This window comes from Streptomyces sp. CO7 (assembly GCF_053474865.1).
Genome location: NZ_JBRIOU010000002.1, coordinates 1,144,453 through 1,146,054 on the forward strand (window position 1 = coordinate 1,144,453; position 1,602 = coordinate 1,146,054).

At 74.7% G+C, this 1,602-nt stretch carries 1 protein-coding gene and 1 pseudogene; both read left to right on the top strand.

Going from position 1 to position 1,602, the window contains the following annotated elements:
- Positions 1 to 725 (top strand): annotated as a pseudogene (locus ACOV8S_RS07125) (cellulose-binding protein); the annotation flags it as partial.
- Positions 726 to 1,017: 292 nt separating this feature from the next.
- A complete protein-coding gene (locus ACOV8S_RS07130) occupies positions 1,018 to 1,455 on the top strand; it encodes a glutaredoxin domain-containing protein (protein WP_448316771.1) in 438 nt (145 codons plus the stop codon).
- Positions 1,456 to 1,602: the final 147 nt, after the last annotated feature.

The following is a 1,602-nucleotide window of genomic DNA, read 5'->3' on the forward strand; positions in this document are numbered from 1 at the left end:
CCACCACCTCCCAGCCCCCGACGAACCCGCCGGGCGGCGGCTGCGGCGGCGCGGTGCTCTGCGACGGGTTCGAGGACCAGAGCGGTTCGACCCCGTCCGGGAACTGGAAGCTCGAGGCCCCGGACTGCCAGGGCACCGGCAAGGTCAGCGTCGACAGCTCGGTCGCGCACAGCGGCAGCAAGTCGGTCCGCGTCGACGGCAAGGCCGGCTACTGCAACCACGCCTTCCTCGCCACCACCAAGGACATCGCCTCGGTGGGCCCCGTGATGTGGGTCAAGATGTGGGTACGGCACACCACCGCGCTGCCCGCCGCCCACGTCTCCTTCGTCTCCATGCCCGACAGCTCCCAGGGCGGCAAGACCCTGCGCGTCGGCGGCCAGAACAGCGCCCTGCAGTGGAACCGTGAGATCGACGACGCGACCCTGCCCGCCCAGAGCCCCAACGGCGTCGCCCAGAGCCGGGCCCTGCCGACCGGCAGCTGGCAGTGCCTGCGGTTCAAGATCGACACCTCCAACGGCAACCTCGACACCTGGCTGGGCAGCGAGCAGGTGCCGGGTCTGCACGCCGACGGCGTCCCCACCGGTGACATCGACCAGCAGTGGCTGTCCCGTACCACCGCCCCGCGGCCGACCGGCCTGCGGCTCGGCTGGGAGAGCTACGGCGTCGGCGACGACACCCTGTGGTTCGACGACGTGGCCGTCAGCCGCTCCGAGGTCACCTGCTGACACCCTGTCGGCAGGGGCCCGCAGGCCCCTGCCGTCCTGCCACCCGGACGGCGCGGAACCGCTGACCCGCGCCGCCCGGGCCCCAGGCCCTCCGGCGGCAACCGCGCCGGAGGGCCTGGGGCCTTCCCTGCCACGGTCGCCCTCCCGCCGGAGGCGGACGCGAGCCCTCTCCGTGGGCGGCGGCACCCCTGCCGCGTCCTCTGCTCTGCCGCGTCCTCCGCTCTGACGCTCGGCCGCCCTTCCGGTCGGGGCCGGCGACGGCGTCGCGGCGGCCGGCATTAGTCTGCGCGTCATGGCGCGCCCCTGGATCCTGCCGATACTGTTCCTGCTCACCGGCGCTGCCGCGGCTGCCTCACGGGTGGCCGGAGGGGAACCCGTCGAAGCCGCCGTGTTCCTCCTGGTGTTCGTCCTTTTCGCCGGGGTGTGCTCGCCCCTGGTCTTCCCGCGGTCGCTCGACGCGGCCGAGGCGCAGCGCCGGAGCGCGGCCGACGGACGGCCCATCGTCTACTGGCGCCCGGGCTGCACCTACTGCCTGCGGCTGAGGATCAGACTCGGCCGCAGCGCCGGCCGTCTGCACTGGGTCGACATCTGGCGCGACCCGGCCGCCGCGGCGGCGGTGCGGGAGGCCAACGGCGGTGACGAGACGGTTCCGACCGTAGTGGTGGCGGGCCGGCCGCACACCAACCCCGATCCGGCCTGGGTGCGCGCACAGCTCTCCCGCTCCTCCTGAGCTCCTCCCGAACGCCCCCGCACGCGCGGCCGCCCCGCCCCCGGCGATGCGGATGCCGGAGGCGGGGCGGCGGGCGGGTCGTGGGGAGAGGCGGTCAGGAAGCGGTGCAGGTCAGGTTGGACGGAGCCGTGGTGCCGCCGCCGGCCG

Excerpts from the sequence above, each read along its gene's own strand:
- ACOV8S_RS07130 (WP_448316771.1), top strand. The coding sequence starts at position 1,018 with ATGGCGCGCCCCTGGATCCTGCCGATACTGTTCCTGCTCACCGGCGCT.